Below are 13,403 nucleotides of genomic sequence, written 5' to 3' on the forward strand. Positions count from 1 at the left end.
AAGATGAAAAGAATAACCCTGATGATGGCGCTTGCACTTGCCGCTTTCGCCTTTTCCATGGACTATTCGGGAAACGTGTTCCTGAATCCAAGAGTTAAAAGCATATATGTCTCGCCGGGGTGTCCGAATAGGGATTCTTTGGGCCATGTGCTCAAAAAGAGCGAAAACGACGTCTTGCTTAAGAGCAAGGACAAGTTCGGGTGGTACAAGTATGCCGTCAAGAACTTGCTCGATGGCGATACCATTGCGCCTTTCTGCTTTTACAGCGGAGAGCAGGATACCCTTGTAGAAGATGTCTACGACGAGGGTGAACTGGTCGGCTATTCCAGGACGTACTATTATAGTGCAACCCGCGTATTTTCGGAATCTGACTTTGACAAGCAGAAAAACCTGTATATCGATTTCTGGGGAAGTTCCACTTACCACAAGAAGGTGACTCCTCCGGTGGTCTATTTCAAGACCGATTGGAAAAACAACTATGTCGTGTTGGATGGCTATCGCTTCGTCCCGGTAACCAAGAAAAACTCGAAGGGCTGGTACGTTGTAAGTAATGAATTCAAGTCCATGTATGTCAGGATGGATATCAAGGTCGATTCCGTACAGACGACCGAGTACGAGGTCGTTAGTCGCTGCAAGAAAGATGATGATGGCTATTGTATCATTGACGACGAAACGGGGTCTACCATTATTGAACGCGACACGATAGGTTCGCGCAAGGTCTGGAAACATGTCTACGATACGCTTGCGACCGATACGCTTTATCATGCATACGACGGCCTGATTTCGTTTACGGATCAACCTGAACATTGCCAGGGGCACTTTATCTATAAGGATTTCTACAATGTGGGTGGCTCCTATACCAGTGAATATTTCTGCTTCAAATCCGAGCTGGGTATCAAGCCTCACGACACGCTCTATGTTTTTGAAAATCCGAAAAAGGCGCACGAAACGCTGGTGCGCACCAAGGAACCCGAAGCCCTCAAGACTCTGCACGTAATCCCGCCGCAGATCGCAAAATGGTTCGGTGAAACGCCTACCTTCAGCACCGACGGAAAAAACTTTACGGATATGGACGTAGAAACGGGGCACTGTGGCTGGTATTCGACACTTTTCTTTGAAGAGAAAATTCCGACCAAGGCGACCTTCTATAACGCAGAAGATCACTCGCTCACGTTTGCCAAAAAAGTGAACATCGATTCCCTGTTCAAGAAATTGAAAACAAATGAACTGTTCTATGTGCCAAATGACCCGGAAAAGGTTTACTGGTATGCCGAAGATCCGAACTACGAGGGAATTTGTAGTGTGCACCTGCAGGGCATTGTCTACGATACCGATGCGGAACTGCATCCGGCATTCTCCTGCTATGCGATGGGTGGCGAAGGTTGCCAGGTGGGTGCCCAGGGGGTAGAACCTATCGAGGCGCAGGCGGCGGTGAACGCCTGTATTGGAGTGACTCCTGGAATTGTGGGACTAATCCTTGGCGACGACCACAAGCCGGTTCTTACCAAGGCGGGCGAAAGGTGCTTTATTAATTCCGATTTTTTTAACCAGCTGTTCAATTCGACCGATGGCGTCAACGAAACTTCTTGTTCCACGATTCCGTTTACCCTGAATAGTTTGGGCAAGTGGGAATTCTCCTCGGATTATTATACCTCTCCGGGAGCTCCTGTAGTCGGTGGTTACTATCCTGCCGAGTTAACCGAAGATGGCGATATCGTTGCCGGAACTCCGCTTCCGGAGGCGAGGAAAAAGCGCCCTGCCGAAGGCCCCGTGTTTATCGGCCCGGTACTCCGTGAACTGGACTCTACCGAAAAGGTCATGAAGATGAACGTCCTGTGTCAGGGAATTGGGTGGAATAAGGGCATCGATTGTACAGGACTGTTTGCAAATGGCGATGACCTTAACATGCCGATATCCAGCTATTTGGGCATTTCGGGAGGTAGCTCGCTTTGCGTTTGGGGATGGTCTTGCTCGAGCGATGCACCCGAAGGCTGGACGTTCTTTGATTCCTATGAAAAGGTGAGCACCCGTGAAGGGGGAAATCCCCGTTGGTCGTCTACAACTCCGGGACGAAACCAGCATTTCTGCTTTGAAAGCCATGCCAAGTTCACCTACAAGAAAGGGCAAAAATTTGGCGTCCGTGGCGATGACGACATCTGGATCTTTATCGGAGGAAAGCTCGCGATCGACTTGGGCGGCACTCACATGGCCGCTCCCGGATATGCCGACTTGTCCCTCCTGACCGACAAGAACGACGAACCGCTCGTTGTCGGAAACACCTACGATATCGACATCTTCTTCTGTGACCGTCGTACCACGATGAGCAACATGAACATCTTCAGCAACATTTATCTGGACCAGTCCGATGTGGCGGAACGGATGAAACCCTGCGAAGTGGAAGTCGAAGACGTCTTTGAAGAAGATCCTGAACATCTGGGAGAAAAGGCTATCGGCATGACCCGTGCCGCAAAGTCGAATCTGCGTGTCGGCGTGCAAGCCCTCCGCATAGAAGTCTCCGGGCTTACCGCAAATGAACCCGTGGCTCTCCTCGACCTGCAGGGCCGCGTCATTGCAAGCCGCAGGGCATCTTCTTCCACAATGCAGTTTGAAGTAAGGAATGCTGGCCGCTATATCGTCAAGACCAGGACGGGCAGCGCTTTAATCACTGTGAAATAAGAAAAAAGGCATGCCCGCGCAGGCATGCCTTTTTTAATGTTTCTATAATGTTTCTATTCAGTCACGAATTCGAACTTGGCAAAGCTGCTGGGCAGTTCCCGCGTGGGCCGTCCGCCCTTGGTCATGCAGTGCAGCGACGATCCCGTAGTGCAAAGGTTCCCGTTCACGAAAACTTTGTATTCAAAGCGGAACTTGAGCGTCCCTTCGCGCACCATGGTGGTTTCTATGTCCACGAATTCCCCGTAGTGGGTAGGCTGCCTGTACTTGACGTTTAGCTCCAGGACCGGGGCGGCAAAGCCTTCCGCTTCCATGTCGGCGTAGCTTGCGTTTGCGGTGCGGAAAAATTCGGTGCGGGCCTGTTCGAACCATACGGCGTAAACGGAGTGGTGGACAATTCCCATCTGGTCCGTTTCTGCATAGCGGACTTCAATTCTTGCGGTGTGCTTGTGTGTGCAAATTTCCATGCCCCAAATATATATAAAAGGGGCGAAAACTCGATGCGAACCTTGTTTTTTTGATTCTGTTTATTACATTATTCATGCAAATTGCCAGAAAAAGGAGAACAAATGAAAAATACCCTCAAGTATGTGTCTGCGTTTGCTGTTGCAGGGGCTCTCGTCGCTTGCGATTCTTCGACCTCGTCGGACGGCGGTTCCCCGTACGGTGACCTCAAGTACACCGCCCCTGTAAAACAGGGGAACGTGACGGGGCGTTGCGATGTCTATGCGACGTCCTCGTCGGTGACTATGATTGCCAGCGCGGAAGAGTTCGGCTCGACATTTAGGGCGGAAGAATCGGGAACCTGGAATGCAGACGGGTCTTATTATGTCTTGGTAGACTATCGTATGTCGGGGCTGTTCTTGATGGAGGTTGACGATGTGTGCAAAAATATGAAGGACAGGTTCGGTGCCGACTATGTCGTGTGTTCCGAGGACCGTGTCGTTACGGATCGCAGCATCCCGAAAGACGCTGCGCGTCCTCTGGATGGTGAGTTGATTCAGGAAATGGTCGAGGGTCTGACGAAAAGATGCGATAATTTCCGCGAAAATATGCAGGAAGTGGCTGATAAGTTTAGTGAAAGCCCGGGGGATGTTTCCGCGGAGCGGGCGGTTTCTTGCGATGTCGATGTCGCGGGAAATATCGTGACCCAGAAAATCGTCTTCCCGAGTAGGACGGTGACTGTCGTGGGCGAGTACAGGGGCGATTACATCACTATCACGGAATCCTATACCGGTGTTGACGCGGCGACCCTGCAGGCTGTATGCGATACTTACAAGTCTGATGCGGAATCGGTGAATGTCGTTTGCGACGGTGCGACGATTACCTCGACGGAGCTTACGGAAGGTGCTCCGCTGGAATCGATTGTTTCTTTCTATAGGGACGGCTTGTGCCCGGCCTTCTTGAGTGGAAACCTCACTCTTGAAGAATTGTGGTTCGAGGATTTCGAGTAATACCAGATAGGGAAGTTTTATTAGTATCGAGGCCTTCTCCGGTAGGGAGAGGGCCTTTTTTAGGAACTTTAAACTTTATCAACAGTCTATTCACACTATTTTGTCTATTGTGTATACAGGTTTCTTGAAAAAAATCATTTTTTTTTGAAAAAAACGCCGAATTTCGTTGACAAAACAGGGAAAAACTTATTAAATTTGGCTCACTCCTATCTACAGTAATGAAAATAGGATATGCCAAAGTAGCTCAGCTGGTAGAGCAGCTGATTTGTAATCAGCCGGTCGTAGGTTCGATTCCTATCTTTGGCTCGACATAATGGGTCGTTGCCCGAGTGGTTAAAGGGGACGGACTGTAAATCCGTTGGCTTACGCCTACCGTGGTTCGAAACCACGACGGCCCACGACAATCAAGCCCTACGGTGTCTAAGGCATCGTAGGGCTTATGCCCAGGTAGCTCAGTGGTAGAGCACTTCCTTGGTAAGGAAGAGGTCTCGGGTCCGACTCCCGATCTGGGCTCTCACTAAATGGAGATAGAATCATGGCAAAAGAACATTTTGACAGAAGCAAGCCGCACTGCAACATCGGCACCATCGGCCACGTTGACCACGGCAAGACCACTCTGACCGCCGCAATCTGCACGACCCTCGCTGCACGCGGCCTCGCCGCCGCCAAGCGTTTCGACGAAATCGACAACGCTCCCGAAGAAAAGGCCCGTGGTATCACGATCAACACTTCTCACGTCGAATACACCACTGCAAACCGTCACTACGCTCACGTCGACTGCCCGGGGCACGCCGACTACGTTAAGAACATGGTGACCGGTGCTGCCCAGATGGACGGCGCTATCCTCGTCGTGGCCGCTACTGACGGCCCGATGCCCCAGACCCGTGAACACATCCTCCTCGCTCACCAGGTGGGCGTGCCGAAGATCGTCGTGTTCATGAACAAGGTCGACATGGTGGACGACGAAGAACTCCTCGACCTCGTGGAAATGGAAGTTCGCGACCTTCTGTCCAAGTACGAATTTGACGGCGACAACACCCCGATCATCCGCGGTTCCGCCCTCAAGGCCCTCGAAGGCGACCCTGCCTACCAGGACAAGATCATGGAACTCATGGACGCCTGCGACACCTACATCCCGCTGCCGGCCCGCGAAACCGAAAAGCCGTTCCTGATGCCGATCGAAGACGTGTTCACCATCACCGGTCGTGGCACTGTCGCTACCGGTCGTATCGAACGCGGCGTGGTTCACCTGAACGACAAGGTCGAACGCGTTGGTCTCGGCGAAACTGCCGAATACGTCGTTACCGGCGTTGAAATGTTCCGCAAGCTCCTCGACGACGCCCAGGCTGGCGACAACGTCGGTCTGCTCCTCCGCGGCGCAGAAAAGAAGGACATCAGCCGCGGCCAGGTGCTCGCAGCTCCGAAGTCCGTGACTCCGCACGCCGAGTTCAAGGCAGAAATCTACGTTCTTACGAAGGACGAAGGTGGCCGTCACACACCGTTCATGAACGGCTACCGTCCTCAGTTCTACTTCCGCACCACCGACGTGACTGGCACGATCCAGCTTCCGGAAGGTGTCGAAATGGTGACTCCGGGTGACACCGTGACCATCCACGTGAACCTGATCGCCCCGGTGGCAATGGAAAAGCAGCTCCGCTTCGCAATCCGCGAAGGTGGCCGTACCGTTGGCGCTGGCTCCGTAACCGAAATCATCAAGTAATCGGATAATAAAATGCCCAGAGAACTCATCACGCTCGAATGCACCGAATGCAATCAGCGCAACTATGACTGCGACAAGAACAAGCGTCTTCACCCCTCTCGCGTAGAGTACAAGAAGTATTGCCCGTTCTGCCGCAAGCATACTGTTCACAAGGAAACCAAGTAAGGAAGTCCGAATAGGTCGGTAGCTCAATTGGTAGAGTCACGGTCTCCAAAACCGTTGGTTGGGGGTTCGAGTCCCTCCCGACCTGCTCACTTCCTGGAGTCATTATGCGCAAGATCCAGCAATATGTCAAGGAATCCATCGAGGAACTGAAGAAAGTCACTTGGCCTACTTGGGAAGAACTTAAGGGTTCCACCTTGGTAGTGATGCTTTTCAGCGTCATTATGGGTCTGTACATTGCCGGACTCGACGTTGGTTTTTCTTGGATTATTGACAAGATTATGGGAAGAGGTTAGTTGTTATGCCTGATATGAAGTGGTATGCCATTCACACCTTTTCCGGTCAAGAAAATAACATTAAGAAACGTATCGAGCAGATGATTGAACGCGAAGGCGTTCAAGATAAGTTCGGACAGATTATCGTACCGACCCGCGAGGTGGTTTCCACCGTTCGCGGTCATCGTCATGTATCCGTCCAGAACGCAATGCCCACTTACGTTTTCATCGAAATGGTGCTGGACGAGCTCACCCAGCATTTGGTGATGAACATCAATGGCGTCACCCATTTCCTTGGAATGACCCCCACTAAGAGGGTGGCCATTCCTTTGCAACAGAGCGAGGTCGATCGTCTTCTTGGAGTTGATCCTAGTGGCTCTACTGAAGGCGAGATCCAAAACCCGTACTCTATTGGCGAAAATGTCCGCATCAAGGAAGGTCCCTTCAAGGACTTTGTGGGCGTCGTAGACGAAATCATGGAAGACAAGACCAAGATTAAGGTCATGGTGACTGTCTTCGGTCGTTCTACGCCTGTCGAACTCTCCTACAACCAGGTTGAGTCCGACATCGCTTAATTCTACGGTTTTGAAACGGAGATAACACAGTGGCAAAGAAAATCACAGGTTATATTAAGCTCCAGATTCCTGCAGGCGCCGCTAACCCGGCTCCCCCGGTAGGTCCCGCCCTTGGTCAGAAGGGTGTGAACATCATGGAATTCTGCAAGCAGTTCAACGCTAAGACCCAGAACGACAAGGGAATGATTATCCCGGTCGTTATTACGGTCTATGCCGATAAGAGCTTTACCTTCATCACGAAGGTATCGCCGGTTCCGGCCCTCATCAAGAAGGCTGCCGGCATTGAAAGCGGCTCTGGCGAACCCAACCGTAAGAAAGTTGGTAAGCTCACCAAGGCCCAGGTCCAGGATATCGCCCAAAAGAAGATGCCGGATCTAAACACAATCGACCTCGAAGCCGCTATGCGCATGGTCGCGGGTACTGCTCGCTCCATGGGTATTGAAGTGGTTGACTGAGGCAGGTAATTCACCGTTACGTATCTGACAGGAAAATTTCATGTTCAGAGGAAAAAAATACAAAAAGATTGCTGAATCTTTCGATCGCACCAAGGCGTACGATTTGAAGGAAGCAATCGAAATACTCAAAAAGTCCGAATTGAAGTTCGACCAGACGGTCGAAGTACACTTCAATCTCGGTGTGGACCCAAAACATTCCGACCAAGTGGTTCGTGGCACTGTTGTGCTGCCGCATGGTACCGGTCGTCAGGTCCGCGTCTTGGTTTTCTGCAAGGACAATAACCTTGAAGTTGCTAAGAGCGCAGGTGCTGACTACGCAGGTGGTGCTGACTTGGTTCAGAAGATTCAGGAAGGCTGGCTGGACTTTGATTCCGTCGTTGCTACTCCCGACATGATGCCGGTGATTAGTAAGGTCGCTAAGGTCCTCGGTCCTCGCGGTTTGATGCCTTCTCCGAAGGCCGGCACGGTTACGGTTAACGTTGCCCAGACGGTTAAGGAACTCAAGGCTGGTAAGATCCAGTACCGCGTTGACAAGGGCGCTAATGTCCATGCCCCCGTAGGCAAGCTCTCCTTCGGTGTCGAACAGCTGGCTGAAAATACCAAGGCTGTTATCGACTCTGTCGTTAAGAACAAGCCTCAATCTTCTAAGGGCACCTACATTAAGAGCCTTACGTTGTCCGCAACGATGGCTCCGGGCATCAAACTTGATATGGCACTGACGCGCTAGGAGATACCATGAAAGCTGTAGTTAAAAAACAACAGACCGTGGACGCGCTCGTCGAGTCCTTCAATGGCGCAACCGCCGTCTATCTGCTCAATTATCAAGGCATGACCGTAGAAAAGGACAATGCCCTTCGCAAGGCACTCGCATCTAAGGGTGTTAAGTACCACGCTGTGAAGAATACTCTTCTCAAGCGCGTGCTCGCCGCTCTTAAGGTCGAAGGTCTCGACGATTTGCTGACCGGTGCAACATCCGTTATGGTCGGCTTCGAAGAAGACCCGCTTCTGCCCGCTCGCGAAATTGAAGCATTCCACAAAGCAAACCCCGATTTCTTGGTTGCCAAGAGCGTTTACCTCGATGGTAAGCCGATGCCTGGCTCCGAAGTCGTGAACCTCGCTAAGATCCCGGATCGTAAGGGCATGATCGCTCAGATCGTCTCCATCGCTCTCGGACCTGGTTCCACGATCGCCGGTCAAATCAAGACGCTCCAGGAAAAGCTGGAAAAAGAATCGGGCTCCGAAGCTGCTCCTGAAGCCGCTGCGGAAGCTTAACAACAAACCACAAACCAAAAAATTTAAACGGAATAATCGGAGAAACACATCATGGCAACTGATATCAAGGCACTGGGCGATCAAATCGTTGGTCTTACCCTTCTCGAAGCCAAGGCTTTGGCTGACTACCTTAAAGAAACCCACGGCATCGAAGCTGCTGCCGGTGGCGCTGTCGTAATGGCCGCCGCTGCTGCCGCTCCTGCTGAAGAAAAGACTGAATTCGACGTCATCCTCGTCGAATGCGGCGCTAAGAAGATGGACGTCCTCAAGGCCGTCCGCGCCATCACCGGTCTGGGCCTCAAGGAAGCTAAGGACCTGGTCGAAAAGGCCAACAGCGTGGTCAAGGAAGCAATGCCGAAGGCTGACGCTGAAAAGCTCAAGAAGGACTTGGAAGATCTCGGAGCAAAGGTCGCTCTGAAGTAATGCTTTCACTTCATTGACTTATTATACGCCAACTGCCTGCACTTTATGTGCGGGCTTTTGGTGTATTAAACTTTTTTGCTATTTTTAGATAAAAAAGCTCTTCACCGGATGAGGTATTTCAAATGACCACGGAGCGAAAAAGCTATTCCTCCAATAAGTTCCAGCTGGAACTCCCGTACCTGATCGAAGTCCAGAAGGCTTCGTACGAGCAATTCCTCCAGAAGGAAATCCCGCAAGAAAAACGTCTCAAGGTTGGGCTGGAACGCGTGTTCCAGGATATTTTCCCCATTACCGACGTCAAGGGACTCTATTCTCTTAATTACGAAGGTTACTATTTCGGTATCCCGAAATACAGCATCCCAGAATGCCGTCAGCGTGGGCTCACGTATTCTATGGAGCTTTATGCCACCCTTTCTCTCCAGAGTTTCGAGGAAGATGGCGAAGATCGCAAGCTCAAGGAAGAAGTCAAGAACGACGTCCTTATTTGCGAACTCCCGATCATGACTGAAAACGGAACGTTCATCGTCAACGGCGCTGAACGTGTTGTCGTTTCCCAGTTGCACCGTTCCTACGGTATTAGCTTTGACGAAGAACTCCAGCAGAACGGCCGTTCCGACTACAAGAGCCGCATTATTCCGCACCGTGGTGCCTGGGTCGAGTTCAATACCGAAGGCGATACCCTTTATCTTCAGATCGACCGCAAGAAGAAGCTCGCCGCAACGGTCATGCTCCGTTGCCTTGGCTTCGAAACCACCGAAGACATCCTCAAGCTTTTCTACAAGAAGACCGAAGAAGTCTCCGTGGAAGAAATGGCCGAACAGTACGATGAAAACGGCGTCTGCGTCCTGATTGACCGCGTTGTTTTCGAAGACGTCATCGATACCAATACCGGTGAAGTCGTGCTCGCTGCAAACGAAGTGATCGACGACAAGAAGCTCGAAGTCCTTCGCCAGAGCAGCGTTGAAAAGGTTGTCCTCCTTTCCAAGGAAGAAGACAATCTGCTTATCCACTACACCCTCGCTGCAGACAAGACGAAGTCCCGCGAAGACGCCCTCAAGGCTATCTACTCCGTGACTCACCAGCAGCAGGACGAAGCTCCGGACATGCGCACTGCCGAAATCTACTTCGACAGCCAGTTCATTTCCGATCCGCACAAGTACGACCTCGGCGAAGTGGGTCGTTACCGCTTGAACGCCAAGATTTACAGCAAGCCCGAAATCCGCGAAATCCTCGCTGAACTCGGCGACGAATTCAAGATTCCGTCCCTTACCATGATGACCATGAGCAAGGCGGACTTCCTTGCCATCATCGAGTACATGATCGGTCTTTACAACGGTACCGAAGGCTTTGCTCTCGACGATATCGACCACTTGGGCAACCGTCGTACCCGTTCCGTTGGCGAACTCTTGGCCAACCAGATTTCCGTGGGTCTTTCCCGTATGTCTCGCGTCATCCGCGAGAACCTGAACCTCCACGGCGAAGACGAACAGATGACTCCGCGCGACCTCGTGAACACTCGCATGGTTTCCTCCGTGGTCCAGGCATTCTTCGGTTCCAGCCAGCTGTCCCAGTTCATGGACCAGATGAACCCGCTTTCTGAACTCACTCACAAGCGTCGTCTTTCCGCTCTCGGTCCTGGTGGTCTTTCCCGCGAACGCGCAGGCTTCGAAGTCCGTGACGTGCACTACACGCACTACGGCCGTCTCTGCCCGATCGAAACTCCGGAAGGCCCGAACATCGGTCTTATCAACTCCCTCGCCTCCTTTGCCGTGGTGAACCACTTCGGCTTTATTGAAACCCCGTACCGTATCGTGGGTCTCATCGACTTCAAGGACGCCAAGGGCAACATCGTGAAGGTTCCCGAATCCAAGTGGCATTTCGGTATCTTCAAGGCTTTCGTGCACGACCCGCACCTCTTCCTGGAACTTGAACTGACCAAGAAGCAGATCGACTCCGTGCGCATGAACCTCGACATCAAGCAGCGTGCCCTGTTCGAAGGTTTTGTGAACAAGGTGTTCGCGTTCAAGGATGTCGATGGCAACGTGACCTACTACCGTAACGGTTTCACTGTCGAAGACTTTAACGGCAAGCCCGATTACGAACAGGTGGGCACCGTCGTGGAACAGATCGTTTCCGACTACATCACCTTCCTCACTGCCGACGAAGAAGACGCTTTCAAGGTGGCTCCGGCATCGACCGAACTCACCGACGACAACCGCTTCAAGGGCGACATGGACGGCTACGTGATCGTCCGTGACAAGAGCGAATATCCGCACCTCATGCGTCAGGACAGCTTTGCCCTCGACGACGAAGAAACCGAACGCATCGACCTCATGGACGTGGCCCCGATGCAGATCGTGTCTGTCGCCGCTGGTCTTATCCCGTTCCTCGAACACGATGACGCTAACCGTGCATTGATGGGTTCTAACATGCAGCGCCAGGCTGTGCCTCTGCTCCGCGCCGAAGCTCCGGTCGTGGGTACGGGTCTCGAACGCCGCGCCGCTCTCGACTCGGGTACGGTGGTCCGCGCCAAGCACGACGGTAAGGTGACCTTCGTCGATGCACGCAACATTACCGTGCAGCGTGGCGACATGGTGGACGGCAACTTCGTGCCTCTCACCGGCCTCGGCGAAAACTACGAATTTTTGGGCAAGGATCCTATCGACACCTACGTGCTCCGTAAGTTCGAACGTTCCAACCAGGATTCCTGCATCAACCAGAAGCCTATCGTTGACGTGGGCGATTTCGTCAAGGCGGGCGACGTGCTTGCCGACGGCGTTTCCACCGACCACGGCGAACTGGCTCTCGGTAAGAACATCCTCATCGGCTTCCTCCCCTGGAACGGTTACAACTACGAAGACGCCGTTATCATTTCGGAAGAACTCGCCATCAAGGATACCTTTACCTCTATCCATATCGAAGAATACGAAATGGAAGTCCGCGACACCAAGCGCGGCCCCGAAGAACTCACCCGTGAAATTCCGAACGTTGGCGAAGATGCTCTTAGGAACCTCGACGAAAACGGCGTGATCCGCGTGGGTGCCGAAGTCACGGCTGACGACATCCTCGTCGGTAAGGTGACTCCGAAGGGCGAAACCGAACTTTCTCCGGAAGAACGCCTGCTCCGCGCTATCTTCGGCGAAAAGGCCGGCGATGTCCGCGATTCTTCTTTGAAGGCTCCTCCGGGAATGAAGGGCGTGGTGCTTGAAACCCGCATCTTCAGCAAGAAGGACAAGGCCGACAAGAACAGCAAGGAAAAGGACCAGGAAACCATCAACGATATCCGCTCCAATTTCCAGAAGCAGATCGACAAGATCAAGGCTTCCTGTTCCGAACACTTGTTCGAACTCCTCGGCGGCAAGGCAGCCGGCAAGGTCATGGACAACGAAACTCACGAACTCCTGATTCGCGAAGGCCAGACCTACACCGAACAGAACCTCTCCGCTATCGATGTGACCAAGGTCTCTCCGGCATCTACCTTCGTGGTGGGTGACGACGAACTCCAGGAAAAGGTTCTTTCGCTCGTGCTCGTTGCTCGCGACAACCTCGATACCCTGACCCGTACCATGGAAAAGGAAATCGACAAGGTCACGAAGGGCGACGAACTCAAGCCGGGCGTGCTCAAGTGCGTGAAGGTCTACATCGCGAAGAAGCGTTGCCTCTCTATCGGTGACAAGATGGCTGGTCGTCACGGTAACAAGGGTGTCGTCTCGAAGATCGTGCCGGTCGAAGACATGCCGTTCACCGAAGACGGTCGTCCGCTGCAGATCCTTCTGAACCCGCTGGGCGTGCCTTCTCGTATGAACATCGGTCAGGTGCTTGAAGTTCACCTGGGCTGGGCTGCAAAGACGCTCGGCTTCAAGGTGACGACTCCGGTGTTCGACGGTGCCAAGTTCGAAGATATCTGCAAGGAACTCGAAAAGGCTTACCAGAAGAACCCGATCGTGAACTACGAAATGGATCCGGACAACAACAAGATTATCGGTAAGGCAAAGCTCTATGACGGCCGTACCGGTGAAGCTTTCCTGAACCCGGTGACGATCGGTTACATGTACTACCTCAAGCTCGGTCACTTGGTGGACGACAAGATCCACGCCCGTTCTATCGGTAGCTACGCTCTCGTTACCCAGCAGCCTCTTGGCGGTAAGAGCCAGTTCGGTGGCCAGCGCTTCGGTGAAATGGAAGTGTGGGCTATGGAAGCTTACGGTGCCGCTTACACGCTGCAGGAACTCCTCACGGTCAAGTCCGATGACGTGCAGGGCCGTTCCAAGGTGTACGACGCTATCGTGCACGGTCAGAACACGCCGAAGCCGGGTGTTCCTGAATCCTTCAACGTTATGATCCGCGAAGTTCGTTCTTTGGGTCTCAATATTCAGACCAATGGAGATAAGTAA

General features: G+C 52.5%; 12 protein-coding genes and 4 tRNA genes. 15 read left to right on the forward strand and 1 reads right to left on the reverse strand.

Annotated features, from left to right (window positions below):
* Window positions 1–3 precede the first annotated feature (3 nt).
* Complete coding sequence (locus Q0W37_RS08775; protein WP_297700654.1) at window positions 4–2,676, forward strand: fibro-slime domain-containing protein; 2,673 nt, start codon at window positions 4–6, stop codon at window positions 2,674–2,676.
* Window positions 2,677–2,729: 53 nt separating this feature from the next.
* Here the strand turns inward: Q0W37_RS08775 and Q0W37_RS08780 are convergent, their stop codons facing one another.
* Window positions 2,730–3,140 carry a thioesterase family protein gene (locus Q0W37_RS08780; RefSeq protein WP_297700656.1) on the reverse strand — a complete coding sequence of 137 codons (411 nt, stop codon included), beginning with the start codon at window positions 3,138–3,140 and terminating at the stop codon, window positions 2,730–2,732.
* A gap of 102 nt (window positions 3,141–3,242) precedes the next feature.
* Between Q0W37_RS08780 and Q0W37_RS08785 the strand changes: the two genes are divergently transcribed.
* The 14 genes from Q0W37_RS08785 to rpoB all read left to right on the forward strand — a co-directional run bounded on the left by Q0W37_RS08785 (window position 3,243) and on the right by rpoB (window position 13,403).
* On the forward strand, window positions 3,243–4,127 hold the full coding sequence (locus Q0W37_RS08785; protein ID WP_297700658.1) for a hypothetical protein: 885 nt from the start codon (window positions 3,243–3,245) through the stop codon (window positions 4,125–4,127).
* Window positions 4,128–4,360: 233 nt separating this feature from the next.
* Window positions 4,361–4,433, forward strand: a tRNA-Thr gene (locus Q0W37_RS08790).
* 9 nt (window positions 4,434–4,442) lie between these two features.
* Window positions 4,443–4,525 (forward strand) — tRNA-Tyr (locus Q0W37_RS08795).
* A gap of 43 nt (window positions 4,526–4,568) precedes the next feature.
* A tRNA-Thr gene (locus Q0W37_RS08800) sits at window positions 4,569–4,640 on the forward strand.
* A gap of 22 nt (window positions 4,641–4,662) precedes the next feature.
* Window positions 4,663–5,847: an elongation factor Tu gene (tuf, locus tag Q0W37_RS08805; RefSeq protein ID WP_072981006.1), complete on the forward strand. Its 1,185-nt coding sequence runs from the start codon at window positions 4,663–4,665 to the stop codon at window positions 5,845–5,847.
* Between the two features lie 12 nt (window positions 5,848–5,859).
* Entirely contained in the window at window positions 5,860–6,012 is a 153-nt protein-coding gene (gene rpmG / locus Q0W37_RS08810; protein WP_072801172.1) for a 50S ribosomal protein L33, read from the forward strand.
* 12 nt (window positions 6,013–6,024) lie between these two features.
* Window positions 6,025–6,097: transfer RNA gene (locus tag Q0W37_RS08815), tRNA-Trp, on the forward strand.
* 19 nt (window positions 6,098–6,116) lie between these two features.
* On the forward strand, window positions 6,117–6,305 hold the full coding sequence (gene secE / locus Q0W37_RS08820; protein WP_072980610.1) for a preprotein translocase subunit SecE: 189 nt from the start codon (window positions 6,117–6,119) through the stop codon (window positions 6,303–6,305).
* Between the two features lie 5 nt (window positions 6,306–6,310).
* Window positions 6,311–6,859 (forward strand): transcription termination/antitermination protein NusG, encoded by a 549-nt coding sequence (gene nusG / locus Q0W37_RS08825; RefSeq protein WP_297700660.1) that lies wholly within the window; start codon window positions 6,311–6,313, stop codon window positions 6,857–6,859.
* Between the two features lie 29 nt (window positions 6,860–6,888).
* Window positions 6,889–7,314: a 50S ribosomal protein L11 gene (rplK, locus tag Q0W37_RS08830; RefSeq protein WP_297700662.1), complete on the forward strand. Its 426-nt coding sequence runs from the start codon at window positions 6,889–6,891 to the stop codon at window positions 7,312–7,314.
* A gap of 40 nt (window positions 7,315–7,354) precedes the next feature.
* Window positions 7,355–8,041 carry a 50S ribosomal protein L1 gene (gene rplA / locus Q0W37_RS08835; RefSeq protein WP_297700664.1) on the forward strand — a complete coding sequence of 229 codons (687 nt, stop codon included), beginning with the start codon at window positions 7,355–7,357 and terminating at the stop codon, window positions 8,039–8,041.
* 8 nt (window positions 8,042–8,049) lie between these two features.
* Complete coding sequence (rplJ, locus tag Q0W37_RS08840; RefSeq protein ID WP_297700666.1) at window positions 8,050–8,586, forward strand: 50S ribosomal protein L10; 537 nt, start codon at window positions 8,050–8,052, stop codon at window positions 8,584–8,586.
* 51 nt (window positions 8,587–8,637) lie between these two features.
* The gene (gene rplL / locus Q0W37_RS08845; RefSeq protein WP_072980602.1) at window positions 8,638–9,009 is read left to right on the forward strand and encodes a 50S ribosomal protein L7/L12; all 372 of its coding nucleotides are present in this window, start codon (window positions 8,638–8,640) and stop codon (window positions 9,007–9,009) included.
* Between the two features lie 122 nt (window positions 9,010–9,131).
* Window positions 9,132–13,403 carry a DNA-directed RNA polymerase subunit beta gene (rpoB, locus tag Q0W37_RS08850; protein ID WP_297700668.1) on the forward strand — a complete coding sequence of 1,424 codons (4,272 nt, stop codon included), beginning with the start codon at window positions 9,132–9,134 and terminating at the stop codon, window positions 13,401–13,403.

Origin of the sequence: uncultured Fibrobacter sp. (assembly GCF_947166265.1) — a bacterium.
Classification (GTDB): domain Bacteria; phylum Fibrobacterota; class Fibrobacteria; order Fibrobacterales; family Fibrobacteraceae; genus Fibrobacter.